The 20828-nt window shown below is 58.8% G+C and carries 18 protein-coding genes; 10 read left to right on the top strand and 8 right to left on the bottom strand.

The window, feature by feature from the left end; translation table 11 throughout:
* Positions 1–46 precede the first annotated feature (46 nt).
* The 6 genes from ydcS to AC1ROI_RS11260 all read left to right on the top strand — a co-directional run bounded on the left by ydcS (position 47) and on the right by AC1ROI_RS11260 (position 7541).
* Positions 47–1198, top strand: a complete 1152-nt coding sequence (gene ydcS / locus AC1ROI_RS11285; RefSeq protein WP_102593532.1) for a putative ABC transporter substrate-binding protein YdcS — start codon at positions 47–49, stop codon at positions 1196–1198.
* 235 nt (positions 1199–1433) lie between these two features.
* Entirely contained in the window at positions 1434–2471 is a 1038-nt protein-coding gene (locus tag AC1ROI_RS11280; protein ID WP_010462946.1) for an ABC transporter ATP-binding protein, read from the top strand.
* A gap of 1 nt (position 2472) precedes the next feature.
* Positions 2473–3420: an ABC transporter permease gene (locus AC1ROI_RS11275; protein WP_077748299.1), complete on the top strand. Its 948-nt coding sequence runs from the start codon at positions 2473–2475 to the stop codon at positions 3418–3420.
* Positions 3410–4234: an ABC transporter permease gene (locus AC1ROI_RS11270; RefSeq protein ID WP_042932340.1), complete on the top strand. Its 825-nt coding sequence runs from the start codon at positions 3410–3412 to the stop codon at positions 4232–4234. Before AC1ROI_RS11275 ends, AC1ROI_RS11270 begins: the two co-directional genes overlap by 11 nt.
* 169 nt (positions 4235–4403) lie before the next feature.
* Complete coding sequence (locus AC1ROI_RS11265) at positions 4404–5828, top strand: gamma-aminobutyraldehyde dehydrogenase (protein WP_083374938.1); 1425 nt, start codon at positions 4404–4406, stop codon at positions 5826–5828.
* A 228-nt stretch (positions 5829–6056) separates the two neighbouring features.
* Positions 6057–7541: an APC family permease gene (locus AC1ROI_RS11260; protein WP_010462954.1), complete on the top strand. Its 1485-nt coding sequence runs from the start codon at positions 6057–6059 to the stop codon at positions 7539–7541.
* A 50-nt stretch (positions 7542–7591) separates the two neighbouring features.
* Here AC1ROI_RS11260 and AC1ROI_RS11255 read toward each other — a convergent pair whose 3' ends face one another.
* The gene (locus AC1ROI_RS11255) at positions 7592–8218 is read right to left on the bottom strand and encodes an RloB family protein (RefSeq protein WP_102593533.1); all 627 of its coding nucleotides are present in this window, start codon (positions 8216–8218) and stop codon (positions 7592–7594) included.
* A gap of 2 nt (positions 8219–8220) precedes the next feature.
* The gene (locus AC1ROI_RS11250) at positions 8221–9471 is read right to left on the bottom strand and encodes an AAA family ATPase (protein WP_102593534.1); all 1251 of its coding nucleotides are present in this window, start codon (positions 9469–9471) and stop codon (positions 8221–8223) included.
* Between the two features lie 441 nt (positions 9472–9912).
* Here AC1ROI_RS11250 and AC1ROI_RS11245 point away from each other — a divergent pair, with 441 nt between their 5' ends.
* On the top strand, positions 9913–10422 hold the full coding sequence (locus tag AC1ROI_RS11245; protein ID WP_102593535.1) for a BRO-N domain-containing protein: 510 nt from the start codon (positions 9913–9915) through the stop codon (positions 10420–10422).
* 58 nt (positions 10423–10480) lie between these two features.
* Here the strand turns inward: AC1ROI_RS11245 and AC1ROI_RS11240 are convergent, their stop codons facing one another.
* Positions 10481–10666 (bottom strand): hypothetical protein, encoded by a 186-nt coding sequence (locus tag AC1ROI_RS11240; protein ID WP_010462962.1) that lies wholly within the window; start codon positions 10664–10666, stop codon positions 10481–10483.
* Between the two features lie 391 nt (positions 10667–11057).
* On the opposite strand from AC1ROI_RS11240, the gene AC1ROI_RS11235 reads away from it, so the two are divergent.
* On the top strand, positions 11058–12683 hold the full coding sequence (locus AC1ROI_RS11235; RefSeq protein WP_077748293.1) for a glucan biosynthesis protein D: 1626 nt from the start codon (positions 11058–11060) through the stop codon (positions 12681–12683).
* Positions 12684–12861: 178 nt separating this feature from the next.
* Here the strand turns inward: AC1ROI_RS11235 and AC1ROI_RS11230 are convergent, their stop codons facing one another.
* From AC1ROI_RS11230 to AC1ROI_RS11220, 3 genes are all read right to left on the bottom strand, one after another.
* Positions 12862–13968 (bottom strand): NADH:flavin oxidoreductase/NADH oxidase, encoded by a 1107-nt coding sequence (locus AC1ROI_RS11230; RefSeq protein ID WP_010462966.1) that lies wholly within the window; start codon positions 13966–13968, stop codon positions 12862–12864.
* Positions 13969–14235: 267 nt separating this feature from the next.
* Positions 14236–15945: a single-stranded-DNA-specific exonuclease RecJ gene (gene recJ / locus AC1ROI_RS11225; protein WP_077748292.1), complete on the bottom strand. Its 1710-nt coding sequence runs from the start codon at positions 15943–15945 to the stop codon at positions 14236–14238.
* Positions 15946–16011: 66 nt separating this feature from the next.
* Positions 16012–16554 (bottom strand): YaeQ family protein, encoded by a 543-nt coding sequence (locus tag AC1ROI_RS11220; RefSeq protein WP_010462971.1) that lies wholly within the window; start codon positions 16552–16554, stop codon positions 16012–16014.
* Between the two features lie 147 nt (positions 16555–16701).
* Here AC1ROI_RS11220 and AC1ROI_RS11215 point away from each other — a divergent pair, with 147 nt between their 5' ends.
* Entirely contained in the window at positions 16702–17901 is a 1200-nt protein-coding gene (locus AC1ROI_RS11215) for a CaiB/BaiF CoA transferase family protein (protein WP_077748291.1), read from the top strand.
* Entirely contained in the window at positions 17849–18808 is a 960-nt protein-coding gene (locus tag AC1ROI_RS11210; protein ID WP_049870738.1) for a TIGR02285 family protein, read from the top strand. The genes AC1ROI_RS11215 and AC1ROI_RS11210 overlap by 53 nt, the downstream gene beginning before the upstream one ends.
* Before the next feature lie 169 nt (positions 18809–18977).
* Here AC1ROI_RS11210 and AC1ROI_RS11205 read toward each other — a convergent pair whose 3' ends face one another.
* On the bottom strand, positions 18978–19265 hold the full coding sequence (locus AC1ROI_RS11205) for a DUF3509 domain-containing protein (protein WP_102593536.1): 288 nt from the start codon (positions 19263–19265) through the stop codon (positions 18978–18980).
* A gap of 162 nt (positions 19266–19427) precedes the next feature.
* On the bottom strand, positions 19428–20783 hold the full coding sequence (locus AC1ROI_RS11200) for a transporter substrate-binding domain-containing protein (RefSeq protein WP_077748290.1): 1356 nt from the start codon (positions 20781–20783) through the stop codon (positions 19428–19430).
* Positions 20784–20828: the final 45 nt, after the last annotated feature.

Raw genomic sequence — 20828 nt, 5'->3', positions numbered from 1 at the left:
CACGTTCACAACTGCCCCGACCATAATTAAAGAAGAGGGAATCCCCATGTTCGTGCACAAGACCGCACTGCTCAGTGCAATCACCACGGCGCTGCTGGCCAGCGCCAGTCTCCAGGCCGCCGAACCACTGAAAGCCGTCGGTGCCGGCGAAGGCCAGCTGGATATCGTGGCGTGGCCCGGCTACATCGAACGTGGCGAAAGCGACAAGGCCTACGACTGGGTGACCGGTTTCGAGAAGGAAACCGGCTGCAAGGTCAATGTGAAGACTGCGGCGACTTCCGATGAAATGGTCAGCCTGATGGCCAAGGGCGGTTATGACCTGGTGACGGCGTCGGGCGATGCCTCGTTGCGGTTGATCGTCGGCAAGCGTGTGCAGCCGATCAACACCGCGTTGATTGCGAACTGGAAAAGCCTCGACCCACGCCTCAAAGATGCGCCGTGGTACGTGGTCAACAAGCAGACCTACGGCACCCCGTATCAGTGGGGCCCGAACGTGCTGATGTACAACACCAACGTATTCAAAACTGCGCCGACCAGCTGGGGCGTGGTGTTCGATGCGCAGAACCTGCCGGACGGCAAACCGAACAAGGGCCGCGTGCAGGCTTACGACGGCCCGATCTACATTGCCGACGCGGCGCTGTACCTGAAAAGCACCAAGCCGGAACTGGGCATCAAGGACCCGTACCAACTCACCGAAGCCCAGTACAAGGCAGTACTCGATCTGTTGCGCGACCAGCAGCCGTTGATCCATCGCTACTGGCACGACACCACCGTGCAGATGAGTGACTTCAAAAACGAAGGCGTGGTCGCGTCCAGCGCCTGGCCGTATCAGGTCAACGGTCTGATCAACGAGAAACAACCGATCGCCTCGACCATCCCGAAAGAAGGCGCCACCGGTTGGGCCGACACCACGATGTTGCACGCCGAAGCCAAGCACCCGAACTGCGCTTACAAGTGGATGGACTGGTCACTGCAACCGAAAGTCCAGGGTGATGTGGCGGCCTGGTTCGGTTCGTTGCCAGCGGTGCCAGCGGCCTGTACCGGCAGTGAATTGCTGGGTGCCGAAGGCTGCAAGACCAACGGCTTCGACCAGTTCGAGAAAATCGCCTTCTGGAAAACCCCGCAGGCTGAAGGGGGCAAGTTCGTGCCTTACAGCCGCTGGACCCAGGACTACATCGCGATTATGGGCGGCCGCTAACACACCGGCCCCTGTGGCAAGGGAGCTTGCTCCCGCTGGGTGGCGAAGCTGCCCCAAAACCAGTTAATGCGGTCTATCAGAGAGGCCGCATCAGTCCTTTTGGGAGTGCTGCGCACTCCAGCGGGAGCAAGCTCCCTCGCCACAATAAGTTTTCCAACCAGAAAGTTGATTCAGATTTTTCAGAAGTCCAGGCAGGGCCGCTGTGACGGCCCTCGCCTTTTTGGAGCACCGCACCATGACGCTTGCAGTCCAGTTCACCAACGTTTCCCGTCAGTTCGGCGAAGTGAAGGCCGTTGACCGGGTTTCCATCGATATCCAGGACGGCGAGTTCTTCTCCATGCTGGGCCCTTCCGGCTCGGGCAAAACCACCTGTTTGCGCCTGATCGCCGGTTTCGAACAACCGAGCGCTGGCTCTATCCGAATTCATGGCGAGGAAGCCGCCGGGCTGCCGCCGTATGAGCGTGACGTCAACACGGTGTTTCAGGATTACGCGCTGTTCCCGCACATGAACGTGCTCGACAACGTCGCCTATGGCTTGAAAGTCAAAGGCGTCGGTAAAGCCGAACGGCAGAAACGTGCCGAAGAAGCCCTCGACATGGTTGCCCTCGGCGGTTACGGCGAGCGCAAACCGGTGCAACTGTCCGGCGGCCAGCGCCAGCGTGTGGCCCTGGCCCGCGCCCTGGTCAATCGCCCTCGCGTGCTGCTGCTCGACGAGCCGTTGGGCGCTCTCGATCTGAAGCTGCGCGAACAGATGCAGAGTGAGTTGAAGAAGCTGCAACGCCAGCTCGGCATCACCTTTATCTTCGTCACCCACGACCAGACTGAAGCGCTGTCGATGTCCGACCGTGTAGCAGTGTTCAACAAAGGACGCATCGAGCAGGTCGACACCCCGCGCAACCTGTACATGAAACCGGCCACCACGTTCGTCGCGGAATTCGTCGGCACGTCCAACGTGATTCGCGGCGATCTGGCCAAGCAATTGAGTGGCAATCCACAGCCGTTTTCGATTCGCCCGGAACACGTGCGTTTTGCCGAAGGCCCGCTGGCCAGCCACGAGATTGAAGTCAGCGGCTTGCTCCACGACATTCAGTACCAGGGCAGCGCCACGCGCTATGAACTGAAACTGGAAAACGGCCAGACCCTGAACATCAGCCAGGCCAACGTGCAGTGGCTGGACGTCAGCGCCCAGCACCAGACCGGGCAACGCATCAGCGCACGCTGGGCGCGCGAGGCGATGGTCCCGCTGCACGACAACGTTGTCGGTGGGGTGTGAGATGACCAGCGTGGCTATCCCTCAAACCCCGGCCGGCGGTTCGCCGTTGCGCAGGTTTTCCAACCTGCTGTATCGCCGACCGAATTTTTACCTGTCGCTGCTGCTGGTGCCGCCGCTGCTGTGGTTCGGTGCAATTTATCTCGGCTCGCTGCTGGTGCTGCTGTGGCAAGGCTTCTACACCTTCGATGACTTCACCATGGCGGTCACCCCCGACCTGACCCTGGCGAACTTCGCAGCGCTGTTCCAGCCGTCGAACTTCGACATCATCCTGCGCACGCTGAGCATGGCCGTCGCCGTCTCGCTCGCCAGCGCGATCGTCGCGTTCCCGATCGCCTATTACATGGCGCGTTACACCACTGGCAAAACCAAGGCGTTTTTCTACATCGCGGTGATGCTGCCGATGTGGGCCAGTTACATCGTCAAGGCGTATGCCTGGACCTTGCTGCTGGCCAAGGGCGGCGTCGCGCAGTGGTTCGTTCAACACCTGGGGCTGGAGCCGGTGTTGCAATTCGTGCTGGGCATTCCCGGCGTAGGCGGCAGCACTTTATCGACCTCGCACCTGGGCCGTTTCATGGTGTTCGTCTACATCTGGCTGCCGTTCATGATCCTGCCAATCCAGGCTTCGCTGGAACGCCTGCCGCCGTCGCTGTTGCAAGCATCTGCGGACCTGGGTGCCAAGCCACGCCAGACCTTCATGCAGGTGATTCTGCCGCTGTCGATTCCAGGCATCGCAGCTGGTTCGATCTTCACCTTTTCGCTGACCCTGGGCGACTTCATCGTGCCGCAGCTGGTGGGCCCGCCGGGCTACTTTGTGGGAAGCATGGTTTACGCGCAGCAGGGCGCAATCGGCAACATGCCGATGGCCGCGGCCTTCACATTGGTGCCGATTGTGTTAATCGCCATTTACCTGACTATCGTCAAACGACTGGGGGCCTTCGATGCACTCTGACTCTTCATCACAGGGGCAGGCTTCTATCGGATTAAAAATCGCAGCCTGGGGCGGGTTGGTGTTCCTGCACTTTCCGATCCTGATCATCTTCCTTTACGCCTTCAACACCGAAGAAGCGGCGTTCAGCTTTCCACCCAAGGGCTTCACCCTGCATTGGTTCAGCGTGGCGTTTTCTCGGCCCGATGTACTGGAAGCGATCAAGTTGTCGGCCGAAATCGCCGCCATCGCGACACTGATTGCGATGGTCCTCGGCACCCTCGCGTCGGCGGCGTTGTACCGGCGGGATTTCTTCGGCAAGCAAGGCATCTCGTTGATGCTGATCCTGCCGATTGCGTTGCCCGGGATCATCACCGGGATCGCGTTGCTGGCGACCTTCAAGACACTGGGGATCGAGCCGGGGATGTTCACCATCATCGTCGGCCACGCGACCTTCTGCGTGGTGATCGTCTACAACAACGTCATCGCCCGTTTGCGCCGCACTTCGCACAGTTTGATTGAAGCGTCGATGGACCTCGGCGCCGACGGTTGGCAGACCTTCCGTTACATCGTCCTGCCGAACCTTGGCTCGGCGCTGCTGGCCGGCGGCATGCTCGCGTTTGCGCTGTCGTTCGACGAAATCATCGTCACCACCTTCACCGCCGGCCATGAACGCACCCTGCCGCTGTGGCTGCTCAACCAGCTCAGCCGCCCACGGGACGTGCCAGTGACCAACGTTGTCGCGATGCTGGTGATGATGGTGACCATGCTGCCGATTCTCGGTGCTTATTACCTGACCCGGGGCGGTGAGAGCGTGGCGGGTAGCGGCGGGAAATAACCGAATAACCACTGAAGGAACCGAATCTCTGTAGGAGTGAGCCTGCTCGCGATAGCGGTCATACAGTCGACATCACTGTTGAATGACAGTCAGTCATCGCGAGCAGGCTCACTCCTACATTTAGAGCCGGTTCAGACAGAAAAATAAAAGTGTTAGTGAGGACAATGCCATGCAAACCAAACTCTTGATCAACGGCCAACTGATCGACGGCGACGGCCCCGCCCAACCGGTGTTCAACCCGGCCCTCGGCCGTGTGCTGGTGGAAATCAACGAAGCCAGCGAAGCCCAGGTCAATGCCGCCGTGCAAGCCGCCGACAGCGCCTTCGAAAGCTGGTCGCAAACCACGCCGAAGGAACGCTCGCTGCTGCTGCTCAAACTCGCCGACGCCATCGAAGCCCACGGCGAAGAGCTGGCCAAGCTGGAGTCGGACAACTGCGGCAAACCCTACAGCGCTGCGCTGAACGATGAGATCCCGGCGATTGCTGACGTGTTCCGTTTCTTCGCCGGCGCCAGCCGTTGCATGAGCGGTTCGGCGGGCGGCGAATACTTGCCCGGCCACACCTCAATGATCCGCCGCGACCCGGTTGGCGTGATCGCCTCCATCGCGCCGTGGAACTACCCGCTGATGATGGTCGCCTGGAAAATCGCCCCGGCCCTCGCCGCCGGTAATACCGTGGTGCTCAAGCCGTCAGAACAAACCCCGCTGACCGCGCTGCGTCTGGCGGAACTGGCGTCGGAAATCTTCCCGGCCGGCGTGCTCAACCTCGTCTTCGGCCGTGGTCCTGCCGTTGGCAGCCCATTGGTCACGCACCCGAAAGTGCGCATGGTCTCGCTGACCGGCTCGATCGCCACCGGATCGAACATCATTTCCAGCACCGCCGACAGCGTCAAACGCATGCACATGGAACTGGGCGGCAAGGCCCCGGTGATCATCTTCGACGACGCCGACATCGACGCCGCCGTGGAAGGCATTCGCACCTTCGGTTTCTACAACGCTGGCCAGGATTGCACCGCAGCTTGCCGCATCTACGCGCAGGAAGGCATCTACGACAAATTCGTCGAGAAGCTTGGCGAAGCGGTCAGCAGCATCAAGTATGGGTTGCAGGATGACCCGTCGACCGAGCTGGGACCGCTGATCACTGCGCAGCACCGTGACCGCGTGGCCGGCTTTGTCGAACGTGCCGTGGCGCAACCGCATATCCGCCTGGTCACCGGTGGCAAGTCTGTGGAGGGGAATGGTTTCTTCTTCGAGCCGACGGTGCTTGCGGACGCTCAACAGGACGACGAAATCGTCCGTCGCGAAGTGTTCGGGCCCGTGGTGTCGGTGACCAAATTCACCGATGAAGCGCAGGTGCTGGGTTGGGCAAACGATTCGGACTACGGCCTGGCATCGTCGGTCTGGACCTCTGACGTCGGTCGCGCGCATCGCTTGTCTGCCCGCTTGCAATACGGCTGCACCTGGGTGAATACGCACTTCATGCTGGTCAGCGAAATGCCCCATGGCGGTCAGAAACTGTCTGGCTACGGGAAGGACATGTCCATGTATGGGCTGGAGGATTACACCGTTGTGCGGCATGTGATGTTCAAGCATTAAAAGCTTCGCGGGCACGCCTCGCTCCTACAGGTTCGCCGCAGTACCTGTAGGAGCGAGGCTTGCCCGCGAAGGCATCACCACGGTTTCAAGGTCGAAACCGGCACCAAGCACCATCAGGCTTCAACGCCAGAAAACCAAAACAATAACCACCGATCCGGGCAGCGCCTCCAAGGCCCCGCCACGGTTTCGGACATCCGAAATCTGCCGATTTTCCGGAGCTGACACACCATGAGCGCATCACCCGAACTCTCTGTAGCCGTTGCCGACAGCGACGCCGAGCAGCTACGCAAGCTGGGTTACACCTCGAACTTCAACCGCAGCATGAGCCTGTGGGAAAACTTCGCCCTGGGCTTCACTTACCTCTCCCCGGTCGTCGGGGTTTATACCCTCTTCGGCCTGTGCCTGGCCGCCGGTGGACCGCCGATGTTCTGGGCTTATTTACTGGTCGGTTGCGGCCAGTTGCTGGTGTGCCTGATCTTCGGTGAAGTGGTCTCGCAGTTCCCGATTTCCGGCGGTGTGTACCCGTGGGCTCGTCGTTTGGTGGGCAAGCGCTGGGCGTGGATGGTCGGCTGGATCTACTCCATCGCCCTGTGCGTGACCATCGCTGCCGTTGCCGTCGGAGCCGGTCCGTACCTGGCCGCAATGATGGGCTTTGAACCGAGCAATAACACCAACATCGTCATCGCGCTGTTCCTGACGCTGTTCGCCACCCTGGTCAACCTCAGCGGCACCAAAATGCTGGCGCGGATCGCCATGTTCGGCTTCCTTTGCGAGCTGGTCGGCGCAGTGATCGTTGGCGTCTACCTGCTGATCTTCGAGCGTCACCAGTCGATCAGCGTGTTGTTCAACACCTTCGATATCAGCATTGACGGCTCGTACCTGCCGGCCTTCCTCACCGCCTCGCTGGCGGGGATGTTCCTGTACTACGGCTTCGAGGCCTGCGGCGACGTGGCCGAAGAAACCCCTAACCCAAGCAAGCAGATTCCGGTGGCCATGCGCATGACCATCTACATCGGCGGCATCGCGGCGATGTTCGCCTGCCTGGCGCTGATCCTCGCCGTGCCGGACATGCAAGCGGTAATCAACGGCACCGACAAAGACCCGGTCACCACCATCCTCAACAACGCCTTCGGCCCGGTCGGCTCGAAAGTGGTCATGGGCGTGGTGATGATTTCCTTCATCTCCTGCGTCATCAGCCTGCAAGCGGCGGCGAGTCGTCTGCTGTACTCCTACGCCCGAGATGAAATGGTCATTGGCAGTTCACTGCTGAAGAAGATTTCCCCTACGACCCAAGTGCCTGTGGCTGCGCTGTTCGTGTCCGGCGTCCTGCCGGCCCTGATCATCATTCTCGGCTTCTTCCTGCAAGATGCGGTGGCCACCATCGTCAGTTTCGCGGCGATCGGCATCTATCTGGCGTTCCAGATGATCGTCCTCGCCGCGCTATACGCACGCCTGAAAGGCTGGAAACCAAGCGGCAAATTCACCCTCGGCGGTTGGGGTTGGGCGGTGAACGTCGGCGCGCTGGTTTACGGTGTCGGCGCGATCATCAACATGGCCTGGCCGCGCACACCGGATGCGGCGTGGTACATCAACTATGCGATGGTGTTGAGTACAGCGATCGTTATTGGGTTGGGGTTGTTGTACATGTGGTTGGCCAAGCCGTATGACCACGGGACTGCGCCGGCGGGGGATGCGTGGAAGGTTAGTCGGTAATTGATTTCGCCCCGGGGCTGGTTGTGGCACCGGGGCGAGTTGTTACGAAGTTAGATCGATTGAGGCGCGGAAAGGACTTCAAACTCATCCATCAACAGATGGATTTCAGTACTTGGATTGAGCTCACCGCTGTTAACAGCATCGAGAAGAATTCGAGGAGCAAGTACCCTCGCTGTATTGAAAGGCTCTCCCTTCAACAGATCAAAATGACTGACATTTTTACCCTTCTCATAATTCTCCATCAGAGGTTGGCCCCTAAGACTCTTGGTAACAAGTTCGCCAGGGGATTTTCCACCTGCAGCAGCGAATGGCTTTCTGTTGTAGCCAAAGTGCAGTAGCAACCAAAACTCGAAACAGGGAAAAGACGCTATCACTTTTATCTTGGGATGCGGTTTTGCCAAGTCGACCGCACGGTCGAAGCAAAGGTGAGTGTCACGGTCCAAGGCACAAAAAACCTTATCGAAGTTTCTTTGCCGTGCAATTGCTCTTTCGACAATCCCGCTAGGATGAGTCACGCCGCAATGGGCAACTTCAACCTGAGCATTGGCACGAAAGTGAAAGGCCGCATCCTCCAGATATCGCTTACCTGACTGACTGTCCTCACAAAGGATCAGCACCTTGGGTTGCGGTTTGAACCGTGATTTCTTTCGATCAAATAAGCGTGTCGTGCGCACCATGGTCACCTCCGCCTGATCAACGGCAAACCACGGTAACGGCCTTCGAAGTACCGCTTCTCGACGTCTTCTCCCTCGCGCCCATCAAAATCGTGAACGGAAAAAAGACAGGTTGCGCCGTTGGCATCACGCTCGGTGATCCAGAATTGATCGCGCCGCAGCGTTTGGGTATCCATTAGATGCGTGTCGTGAGTCGTGAAAATCAGCTGGGTGTTCTGCCCGCTGTCCAGATGTTTTCCAATCAGATCAGCCACTATTGCTGGATGAAGGCTGCTGTCCAACTCATCGACGGCCAGTATCCCGCTCCCGTCTGTGTGATTGATCATGAACCAGGGCAACCAGAATCCAATCAGGTTTTTTGTGCCACCAGACTCTTCTGAAAAATCAAACTCCGCATCTCCAAGATGACTCGTGTGCGTCAGGGTCACTTTGTCTTTTCGCGCCGCGGCGAAGAATTCTTTGAGCGTGAGTTTTCTGCTGGCTGGAGCAGCGTCTGCATCAGAATTGAGCTGAATGTCCGAGACTGGAATATCTACCTCTAGTAGAAAGTCTCTCAAGTTGCACGTGTAGTCCGATGCCATCTGAAGAAACCGGATGGAGGCTGCCGACAACCCCATCATGTTGTTCTGCTCGATGACGAGAAGCCCGGATTGAAACCAGCTAAAAGGCTCTCGCAACTGCGTCAGCTCTTCGCTGCTGTTCGCGACGGCCTGTGCAATGAACAACATCTTCGGGCTGGTCAAACGCCGCCAGGCATTGTGAACCTCTTTTCCTCCGTCAAGGCTTGAGCCAAACACGTACTGCTCACCCTCCTCCCCCAAACAACGCTGGTATAACAGCGTCTCCTTTCCTTTCGGATAAGAGACGAGGTGTTCCTCGATGATTCGCTGCGCCGTCATTCGCAGTAAAAACCGATAGCGGAGTGAGCCTTGAATAAAGTTGTATTCGAAACAACTTGGCTCGTCGTTAAGCTGCGGGTCAAAACGAAACGGGGAAACCGGTAGCGATTCCTCATTTGAGGTCGGAGGCGCAGCGAGCAAGCTTCCCATAATTCCCATCGCCCGGATCAGCGACGATTTACCCGACGCGTTCGGCCCGTATATCGCAGCGATCTTCAGTAAGTCCGGCAGTTTTTCTCCATTCACCGGCGACTTGAAAAGGTTGCGCTTTTTGCTCAGGCGCGGCGTTGCTGCCATGGACAGGGTTTGCTTGTCACGGAAGGAGCGGTAATTGGAAACTGAAAATTCGATCAACATGTAGCAAACCTGCAGTTCGTTCCTGAAAGCGGAAAAACCTATAGGAAAAACCAGGGCGACGATGCTGCTTCAGCGCACTTCAGGCAAAAACAGGAAATTCCTACAGATCAAGCCTTCCGGTGAAGACTCCAATTCCTACAGCTCGCGGCGCCAGAGTAGACTTGGCGCCGCGAGCGCCTGAACGATAGGCTTTACCTCGTCGCTGCCAAATCAGCGACCCGGTGTCGAAGCCGGTAAATCATCAACATGGCGCATCCGCGCCCCCATATGAACTGGGGCAATTTTTTGCCTTTCAGTTTTGCTTTATGGTGGGCCGTGTGGCGCGGGCCTCTTGGCTTGCATGTTGATCGAGAATGTCCCGACTTCGAACGCCGCACGGTCCGCCACCCATAATCTGTCGAAGGATTAGTGGCGGCTCCCTTTTCAACATGGAGTCGAAAAATGCTCAAGCACACGCTGAATCCGTCTGAAACCTATCCTCATTTCATCCCTGCCATCTTCACCCGCCACAACCGCTTCCTCCACGCCTTCATGCAGGACAACCAAGCCTGGTTCTGCGTCCAGGACCTCGGTCGCTTGATGGGCCGTGCGCTGGACCAACGTCTCACCCTGAAACTCGATCCCGATCAACGCCGATACGTCTGGTTGCTGAAGGATGGCAAAACCGTCGAATCGTTGATGGTCAGCGAATCGGGAATGTATGCATTGCTAGTCCACCATTTCATCCCGGAAAACCGAAACCTGCGTCAGTGGCTAAGCAACGAAGTCATCCCAACGCTGCGCGAGTCGGAAGCGGCTGTGGATAACATTCCAAGCCTGAGTTCGTTGCAGTGGGCAGGCATCTCGGTGCCGCTGCTGCACTGGCAGCATCAAGCCTGGATCAAGTGGCGCGACATGCCGGATCTGATGCAGGCACAGCGACCGTTCACGATCGTGGGCACTTGCAGTTGAAGGCAGGGTGAAAAATGAAAGAGGGGCAGACTTTACAGTCCGCCCCTTGGCTTAGCGCTCAAAACCGCGAAACACTCCGCATCGCATCCACCAGATACCGCATCGCAATCCGGTCGTTTTCCGACAACTCGCGATACCGCTCCAGCAGCTTCATTTCGTCCGAACTGAGGCGATGCCTTCGCCGCCCGGTGGCCAGGCAAGGGAAGATTCCCAACATTTCTGTGATGCCTTGTACTTTCGTCATGGACGATGTCCTTCTATAAGCCCGAGAAAACTTCAAAAACCGCATCGCCCTATCCTTTTATTAGCCGCCGGCCTGAAGGGCAGAAACCGGTCATGAACACAGGATAGGAACATTCCCGGCGCTGAAAAGCGGTTTTTAGAGTAATTAGTCAAAAAAAGCAGAAATGCCCTATAAATCAGAAAGTGCTGTCGGAAAAATTCACCGACATTTCTTGTTTCATTGCCGCATCATCAAAGTGCTACCAATCATTTTTTCTCTGCAACCGAACGGTTTAAGCTATTTGTTATCTGTTTAAAGTCCGTTGCGTTTGGCCGAAGGCATGTCCGAACCGATATTTTTGATCCAGCACGTGCCAGGAACGGCGCGGGATTGTTCACGACAGGTTGTACTTATGCATCGCAGGAATTTGCTCAAAGCGTCCATGGCCATCGCTGCCTACACCGGTTTGTCGGCCACCGGCCTGCTCGCCTCCCGTGCCTGGGCGGCCAGCGGCACCGCTGATGGCGCAGCCCAGGCGTTCGATTTCGAGACGCTGAAGATTCAGGCCAAGCAACTCGCCGGCAATCGCTATCAGGACACCAAGCAGGTGCTGCCGCCGACGCTGGCGACCATGACGCCGCAGAATTTCAACGCGATCCGCTACGACGGCAACCACTCGCTGTGGAAAGACTTGAACGGTCAGCTGGACGTGCAGTTCTTCCACGTCGGCATGGGCTTCAAGCAGCCGGTGCGCATGTACAGCGTCGATCCCAAGACCCGCCAGGCCCGGGAAGTGCATTTCCGCCCTTCCCTGTTCAACTATGAAAAAACCACGGTCGACACCAAGCAGCTCACCGGCGACCTGGGGTTTTCCGGGTTCAAGCTGTTCAAGGCCCCGGAACTGGACAGACACGATGTGTTGTCCTTCCTCGGCGCCAGTTATTTCCGTGCGGTAGACGCCACTGGCCAGTACGGTCTGTCGGCCCGCGGCCTGGCCGTCGATACCTACGCCAAGAAGCGTGAGGAATTCCCGGACTTCACCAAGTTCTGGTTCGAGACGCCGGGCAAGGACAGCACCCGCTTTGTGGTCTACGCGCTGCTGGATTCGCCGAGCGCCACTGGCGCCTATCGATTTGACATCGATTGCCAGGCCGAACGCGTGGTGATGGAGATTGACGCCCACATCAACGCGCGCACCGCCATCGAACAACTGGGCATCGCACCGATGACCAGCATGTTCAGCTGCGGCACCCACGAGCGCCGCATGTGCGACACCATTCACCCGCAAATCCACGACTCGGATCGCTTGGCCATGTGGCGCGGTAACGGCGAGTGGATCTGCCGTCCGCTGAACAACCCGGCGACCCTGCAGTTCAACGCCTTCGCCGACACCGACCCGAAAGGTTTCGGCCTGGTGCAGACCGATCACGAGTTCGCCAACTATCAGGACACCGTTGACTGGTACAGCAAGCGTCCAAGCCTGTGGGTAGAACCTACGACCGCGTGGGGCGAAGGCTCTATCGATCTGTTGGAAATTCCTACAACCGGCGAAACCCTCGATAACATCGTCGCGTTCTGGACTCCGAAGAAGCCGGTCGCGGCCGGTGATTCCCTGAACTACGGCTACAAGCTCTACTGGAGCGCCCTGCCACCGGTGAGCACGCCGCTGGCGCGGGTCAATGCGACCCGTTCGGGCATGGGCGGGTTTATCGAAGGTTGGGCGCCGGGCGAGCATTACCCGGAAGTCTGGGCTCGACGCTTTGCCGTGGACTTCAACGGTGGCGGCCTGGATCGCTTGCCGGAAGGCGCGGGGATCGAGCCCGTGGTGACCTGCTCGAACGGCGAGGTGAAGGATTTCAACGTGCTGGTGCTGGATGACATCAAGGGCTATCGGATTACCTTCGATTGGTACCCGACCAATGACAGCGTGGCGCCGGTTGAGCTGCGGTTGTTCATTCGCACTAATGACCGGACGTTGAGCGAGACCTGGTTGTACCAGTATTTCCCGCCAGCGCCGGATAAGCGTAAGTACACCTGATAACAAGAGGTTGTCTGGGCCGTCTTCGCGGGCAAGCCTCGCTCCTACCAGCGCATGCGATCAACTGTAGGAGCGAGGCTTGCCCGCGAAGACGGTCTGACAGACGACAAATGTTTCGGCACAGAAACACAAAAGCCCCGATCACATCGATCGGGGCTTTTTGCTTTTACAGCCGAATTCAGTCACGCAAATCCGACTCATGAATCGGCTGATCCCGATGGGTCGCCCGCTGATACTGCGCCGGCCAGATCGCCTTGCGACCGCCCAGATCATCATCGGCATGCAGCGGCCAATACGGATCGCGCAACAGTTCCCGCGCAAGGAAGATGATGTCCGCCTGGCAGGTGCGCAAGATGTGTTCGGCCTGGGCCGGTTCGGTAATCATTCCGACCGTACCGGTGGCGATGCCTGACTCCTTGCGCACCCGTTCGGCAAATCGGGTCTGGTAACCCGGCCCTGTAGGAATTTCGGCGTTGGCCGCCGTACCGCCCGACGAGACGTCAATCAGGTCCACACCCAGATCTTTCAGGCGCCGCGCCAACTCCACTGTTTCATCAGGGTTCCAGCCATCTTCCACCCAATCGGTGGCCGACACTCGCACAAACACCGGCAACTCTTCCGGCCAGACAGCACGCACCGCCTCGGTGACTTGCAGCACCAGCCGAATCCGGTTCTCGAACGAACCGCCATATTGATCGCGTCGCTGATTGCTCAGGGGCGAAAGAAACTGATGCAGCAGGTAACCGTGAGCGGCATGGACTTCGACCACTTTGAAACCGGCAGTCAGCGCTCGCTTGGCTGAGGCGACAAAGGCCTGAATGACCTCAGCAATCTCGCTTTCATCCAGCTGCTTGGGATGTGTGTGCTGCGGGTCGAAAGCAATCGGCGACGGCCCTACCGGCACCCAGCCGCCGTCTTCGGGTTTGACGCTGCCATGCTTGCCGATCCACGGCCGATGGGTGCTGGCTTTGCGCCCGGCGTGCGCCAGTTGAATACCGGCCACCGCGCCCTGAGCGGCGATGAAGCGCGTGATGCGTTGCAGGGGTTCGATTTGTTCGTCATTCCACAAGCCGAGGTCCTCGGCGGTGATGCGCCCGTCGGCCGTGACCGCCGTGGCTTCAGTAAAAATCAGGCCGGCCCCGCCGACGGCGCGGCTGCCGAGGTGGACCAGGTGCCAGTCATTGGCCAGCCCATCGACGCTGGAGTACTGGCACATCGGTGATACGGCAATGCGGTTGAGCAGGGTCAATTGACGAAGGGTATAGGGTTCAAGCAGCAGACTCATGGGGCACCTCTCGAATCAGTGGGCAGGCTCCAGGGTTCTGTTTGAAAAGTCGACGAGTGACAGGAAAAAGGCGCAGCACCCGCCCCCGCGGGCAAAAATTGGACAAGACGTCACAAGGATAATCAAGCAGTGCTTAGAGCCTAGTCGACATCGGGGGATGAGGGAGGGTTCCGAGGGATTCGGTGTCAGAAAGATCGCTATCGCGAACAGGCTCGCTCCCACAGGTTTTGTGCAAATCCTGTAGGAGTGAGCCTGCTCGCGAAGGGCTCAACGCGGTTCGATGTGGGCAATCATCAGCTGCACCGTCTCGTTCCCGCGAAACTCGTTGAGGTCGAGTTTGTAGGCCAATTCCACCCACTTGATGGTCGGATTCGGCCAAATGTCGCGGTCGATGCCGAAGGCAATGCCATCGAGCTTCACCGAGCCACATTCGCTTCTGAGCACCACTTTGAGGTGTCGCTCGCCGACGACGCGCTGCTCAACCAACTGAAACACGCCATGAAACAAAGGTTCAGGGAAGTGCTGCCCCCAAGGTCCGGCATGGCGTAGCGCACGGGCCAGTTCGAGATGGAATTCTTCGACCGCCAAAACCCCGTCCGACAGCAGACGCCCGGTCAGGTCTTCTTCGCGCAATTGCCGGCGCACTTCAGCGTCAAAGGCCTCGGCGAACAACGGAAAATTTGCTTCCGGCAAGGTCAGACCGGCCGCCATGGCGTGGCCGCCGTACTTGCTGATCAGGTTCGGATGCTGCGCGGCCACCACACTCAAGGCGTCACGAATATGAAAGCCCTGAACCGAACGCCCTGACCCTTTGAGCAAACCATCGCCAGCATCGGCAAAGGCAATGGTCGGACGGAAATAGCGCTCTTTCATACGCGAAGCGAGGATGCCGATGACGCCCTGGTGCCACTCGGGATCAAACAGGCACAGGCCGAACGGCATCGATTCGACCGGCAAATCCTTGAGCTGAGCCAGCGCTTCACGCTGCATGCCCTGCTCAATGGATTTGCGGTCCTGGTTCATGCCGTCAAGCTGCACGGCCATTTCCCGCGCCAACCCGGCGTCGTCGGTGATCAGGCATTCGATGCCCAGGCTCATGTCATCCAGGCGCCCCGCCGCATTCAGGCGCGGGCCGACAATGAAGCCCAGGTCGGTCGAGGTGATGCGTGCCGGTTCGCGCTTGGCGACTTCGAGAATCGCCTTGATGCCCGGACGGGCGCGGCCGGCGCGAATCCGCTCCAGGCCCTGGTGCACCAGAATCCGATTGTTGGCATCCAGCGGCACCACGTCGGCGACGCTGCCCAGCGCCACCAGGTCCAGCAGCTCGCCAATGTTCGGCTGCGGCGTGCTCGCGTACCAGCCGAGGCTACGCAAGCGTGCGCGCAGGGCCATCAATACATAGAAAATCACCCCGACGCCGGCCAGTGCCTTGCTCGGAAATTCGCACCCCGGCTGGTTCGGATTGACGATGGCATCGGCTAACGGCAGTTCGTCGCCGGGCAGGTGGTGGTCGGTGACCAGCACGCTCAGGCCTGCCTTTTTCGCTGCCGCCACGCCTTCGACGCTGGAGATGCCATTGTCCACCGTAATCAGCAACTGCGGCGTGCGCGTCAGCGCCACCTCAACGATTTCCGGGGTCAGGCCATAGCCATACTCGAAGCGGTTCGGCACCAGATAATCGACATGTGCCGCGCCCAGCAGCCGCAAACCCAACACGCCCACGGTACTGGCGGTCGCGCCATCGGCGTCGAAGTCGCCGACAATCAGAATCCGCTGGCGCTGTTCCAACGCCGTGACCAGCAAATCCACCGCCGCATCCATGCCCTTGAGCTGCTGGAACGGGATCAACCGCGCCAGGCTCTTGTCCAGTTCCGCCTCGGATTGCACGCCACGCGCCGCGTAAAGACGCGTCAGCAGCGGCGGCAGATCGCCGAGGAATGGCAGGGTGTCGGGCAACAGGCGAGGTTCGATGCGCATGGGGTGACAGGTGCTTCTCTTGAATACGTAGGATAAAACCGGATCAAACGGACAAACGGCGAAAAATCAGCCGCGCTCGCCGCTCAGCCACTGCAACTGGACTTCATGCTGACCCCGGTCGTCGGTGACGAAAATCGTCCCTTCGCTGATCATCACGTCCCACTTGATAACGCGGGGCATGTCTTTGGCCAAGGTTTCCAGGATGTCCTGAGGCACGGCTGCGATGTGCACGTTTTTCAGGTTCTTGATCGCGGGGATCACTTTGGTTTCCCAGACGCGCAGACTGCCGTAAGCCAACAGGCTGGTGCGCTCGGTACGGCGCGAGCACCAGGTCAGGCGATCGGCGTCCGGCTGGCCGACTTCGATCCAGTGCAGGACACGGTCGTCCAGGCTCTTTTCCCACAGGGCCGGTTCATCCACGTCTGACAGACCGCGACCGAACGACAGTTGCTCGTTGTACCAGAAGGCGTAGGCCAGCAGCCGCACGGTCATGCGCTCTTCGGTTTCCGAAGGGTGACGGGCGATGGTCTGCTTCACGCTCTCGTAGACGCTGCGGTCGAGGTCGGTGAGGTTCAGTTCAAACTTGTAGGTCGTGGACGGCTGGGCCATGAACGGGCTTCTTGATACGAGGAAAGGCGGCAAGTCTAACCGATGCAGTAGGCAATCAACGAATAGAAGGCGATCAACCTTGGTCCTCTGACGTTGGGCTATGTTAAAAGGCTATATCCGCTCAGCCTTTGTCCTACAGGATCCAGCATGCCGCTCACCGCCAAACCGCTCTCAGGTCTGAAAGTCATCGAATTGGGCACCTTGATCGCCGGCCCGTTTGCCTCGCGCATTTGCGGTGAATTCGGCGCCGAAGTAATCAAGATCGAATCCCCCGACGGCGGCGATCCGCTGCGCAAATGGCGAAAACTCTACGAAGGCACCTCGCTGTGGTGGTTCGTCCAGGCCCGCAACAAAAAATCCCTGACCCTGAACCTGAAACACCCTGACGGCCTGGCAATCCTGAAAAAGCTGCTGGCCGAAGCGGACATCCTGATCGAGAATTTTCGCCCTGGCGTGTTGGAAAAACTCGGCCTGGGCTGGGACGTCTTGCACGCCCTCAACCCGAAACTGGTGATGGTACGGCTGTCGGGCTTCGGCCAGACCGGGCCGATGAAGGATCAACCCGGTTTTGGCGCCGTTGGTGAATCCATGGGCGGCCTGCGCTACATCACCGGTTTCGAAGACCGGCCACCGGTGCGCACCGGGATTTCCATCGGTGACTCGATTGCCGCGCTATGGGGTGTGATTGGCGCACTGATGGCGTTGCGTCACCGCGAGGTCAACGGTGGCCAGGGCCAGGTGGTGGACGTGGCGCTGTATGAAGCAATCTTCGCCATGATGGAAAGCATGGTGCCGGAGTTCGATGTGTTCGGTTTCATTCGCGAGCGCACCGGCAACATCATGCCAGGCATCACGCCCTCCTCGATTCACACCAGCGCCGACGGCAAGCATGTGCAGATAGGCGCCAATGGCGATGCAATCTTCAAACGCTTCATGCTGGTCATCGGTCGCGAAGACCTGGCCAACGACCCGGCGCTGGCCAGCAATGATGGCCGCGACAGCCGCCGTGACGAGATTTACGGGGTGATCGATCGCTGGGTCAATTCGCAGCCGCTGGACACCGTGCTCACGCAGCTGAATCAGGCCGATGTGCCTGTCAGTCGGATCTTCAGCGCCGAAGACATGTTCAGTGATCCGCAGTATCTGGCCCGGGAAATGTTCATGCAGGCCAAGCTGCCGGACGGCAAAGACTTCAAGATGCCGGGGATTGTGCCGAAACTCTCTGAGACACCCGGCGATTGCGCATGGGTCGGGCCGCAGTTAGGCGAGCACAACGCGCAGGTACTCAACGATCTTGGTTACGACCCGCAACAGATTGCCAAGCTGCGCGAAGACGGGGCCATCTAAGCTGAAACGCCTGCTTTCAACAGCCACTCACAACACCCGCAACTGGCGTACAGCGGCGGTATTGGGGCTATTGGCCGCGCTGGCGACACCCGTTTGGGCACAACCCAAAGCGACGCTGATCTGGTTACTCCGCGACTTGCCACCCACGATGATCTTTGAAGGTCCGAAAAAAGGTCAGGGGATTGTCGATCAGATCCTGCCGCTGTTGATAGCCGGGATGCCGCAATACGAGCACACCCTGATGCGAGTCAACCGGGCCCGCGCCATGCAAATGCTCCGCGAAGAATCGTTTACCTGCGATCCGTCACTGGTCTGGACCAAAGAGCGCGAACAATGGATTGCGTTCTCCATTCCGGCCTTCCGCGCGGTGAGCAATGGACTTGTCGTCCGCCGGGAAGACCGCGCGCAGCTGGATCCTTTTCTGATCGACGGCGAAGTCGATCTTGCGGCTCTGCTGGCCAGTGGCCAAAAGAAAATCGGGGTCGTCGCCGAGCGCAGTTACGGCCAAGTCCTCGACACGCTGCTGAAACTGGCGCCACCGGACGCACTGGCTCCCCATTACGGCAACGATGCCCTTGCCAGTCTGTTGCAGATGCAGCGCCTGGGCCGTTTGCAAATGGTTCTGGGGTACTGGCCGGAAATTCGCTATCAGGCTAATCGAGAGCACATCGCCGACGATCAGCTGGAATTTTACCCGGTGAAGGGCACGGGCAAATACCTGTCGGGGCACATTGGCTGCTCCGGTACAGTCCAGGGCCGCAAGGCCATCCAAGAGATCAATGAACTGTTACGCACCCTGCCCCATGAGCGACTGGACCAGCTGTACGCTGAGTGGCTGGACCCCGAAAGACGCAACGACTACCTGAAAGAAGCCAAAGCCTTTTTCGAGAATCAGGCTGGGCAATGACAAATCGCAGGCAAAAGAAACCCCGAGAAGTGGGGAGACGACTCGGGGTTAAACGTGGCCTACATAAAGACCAGTGGCAGCAAGCTACAAGCACCGGAGCACAATGCTTGATCCTGCTGTTACATGGTCTGACGACCTGAGCGCAGGAAGGTTCCCACAAAAGAACAATTCAATTTCGACTGGCCAGGACCTTATCCTGAGTCGCATTGCGCAGCGCCGCGATGACGCAGGGTTCCAGCCGTCCTTCGGCAATCAGCACGTCGCGGTGCAAGCCGTCGACGACATCCGTCAGCAGACGGTAATCGGTTAACTGGGCTTGGTTGAACGCCCGTTCGACCACGATCGCGCCGGTCGCATTCTTCAGTGTCACCAGGCATTCGCCATGGGCGCCCGACGGGGTCAGCTTGACCTGATACGGGCTCAGAGCCTCACCGAGCAATAGACTGATACTTTCCATCTCGATCACCACTCAATAGTCCGAAAACAAAGTGCCTGGGGTGTGTTCACAGTAAATGACCACCGACCCGAGAAGAAAGTTCTGGATTCCAGGTGCAGACGCGTCGGCGTCCCTGGTCGATAGAGCATGCACGGAAAAGATGACAGGGAAAAAACAGCCTGTTCACAGGTGCCTTGTCCGGTGACCGATATCAGTCCATCCCCCCAGCAACCCTCGCAATTGGCCGTCGACGCTGTAGAACGGCACCGTCCATTGGTAGATGTCCCTGACCCCGTTGTTGAACAGCAATTGACGTTCACTGAAGCGTGGCTTTCGAGTCTCCATCTGCGCCATGAATTCGGCATGCAGCAGCGCTGCGGTTTCCGCCGGCAGGACATCGAGCTCAACCAGCCGTCGCCCTTGAACCTGGTCAAAACGGGTGCAGAGGCTCTCCTCATAACTTTTGTTGCACATGATCAAACGCCCTTGCAGATCACGAACAAACATCGGATCGGGCATGGCGTCGATCAACGCATGCTGGAACGCAAGCTGATCGCCCAGCCCCTTCTCAGCGTCTGCGCGCTGCTTGATCAGTGCCGCGAGCCTGCGATTCCAGAGCAAGGAAAGCAGACCGAACAGGCTGACGATAAACATGCCCCAGCAAAACCAGTGAGTCAGCTGCCGCCAGCGAGAAGGCGACTCGACGGGCGCGATACCGCTGAGCCATTTCAGGCGAATGGCCCGCAAGTCGGCCGCAGGGAAGGCCTCAAGCGCCTTGTTGAGAATGCTCAGCAGCGGCGACTGGCCTTTGCGTACCGCGAGGTGATCAGCCTCCCACTTGCCCTCCACGGCCCGGCCGACCTTGAGTTGCCCCAACGGATAGAGCTGCGCCCCGATTTCATTTTCGATGGTGGCAAAGGCTTCACCACTTTCAACCAGCGCCCTGGCCTCGGCGTAAGTCTTGACCGTGCGCAACTCTATCGCCGGGTAGTCGCGGCGAATCGTGCCTTCGAGTGCGTGCCGGGCCGGCAACACCAGCACTCTTTTCGCCAACTGCGCCAGGGAGTGCACGACCGGTGCGTCTGCCCGTCCGACAAACACCCATCCAGCGCCACCGAACGCATGACTGAAATCCAGGAACGCCTTACGCTCGTCATTCATCGCCAGCGTTGTGCTCATGTCCGCCTCGGCACTTTCCAGACGCCCGAGCAGTTGGTCGGTGGAAAACGACTCCTCGTGAACAAACTGCAAACCCGTCATGGCACTGATGCGATTGAGCAGATCGTTGTTCAGACCGCTCCACTGACCGTGTTCATCCTTGAACAGATAAAGCGGGTATTGCACCGACGAGACGATGACTTGCGGATGCTCGGCAACCCACCTCAGTTCCTGAGCATCCAGTTCGATGATTGCGCCGACGCCCGCCCCCCTGGACTCGGGCGTCGCCAATTGCGCGGCCGTCCCTGCTTGATCCAAGCCCAGGACGCCGATCAAAAACATCCAGCACACGGCTGGTTTGAACCCTCTGAAAAACCGCATTACCACTTCCTTCGCAATCAACTCGCCCATCCTTTCTGGGGCGAA

It is taken from the genome of Pseudomonas sp. GW823-FHT02C02, assembly GCF_058797635.1.
The sequence above is the reverse complement of the archived record's forward strand: the minus strand, read 5'-3'. Positions and strand labels throughout refer to the sequence as shown.